Below are 293 nucleotides of genomic sequence, written 5' to 3'. Positions count from 1 at the left end.
GCCCAGATCCGGCGGGCGGCACGGAACTTGGCGACCTCCTCCAGGATCGTCGTCCGCGCGACGAAGAAGAACGACAGGCGGGGCGCGAAGTCGTCCACGTCCATCCCGGCGGCGACCGCCGTGCGCACGTACTCGATGCCGTCGGCGAGGGTGAAGGCGATCTCCTGCGCGGGCGAGGCCCCGGCCTCCGCCATGTGGTAGCCGGAGATCGAGATGGTGTTCCACCGGGGGATCTCGGTGCGGCAGTACTGGAAGATGTCCGCGATCAGCCGCAGCGACGGCTTGGGCGGGAA

General features: G+C 69.6%; 1 protein-coding gene. It reads right to left on the bottom strand.

The window, feature by feature from the left end:
- A partial coding sequence (locus IO29_RS31375; protein WP_037840719.1) for a methylmalonyl-CoA mutase family protein occupies positions 1 to 293 on the bottom strand: 293 nt, incomplete at both ends.

It is taken from the genome of Streptomyces sp. NRRL F-6676 (assembly GCF_000725625.1).
Lineage (GTDB): Bacteria > Actinomycetota > Actinomycetes > Streptomycetales > Streptomycetaceae > Streptomyces.
The sequence above is the reverse complement of the archived record's forward strand: the minus strand, read 5'-3'. Positions and strand labels throughout refer to the sequence as shown.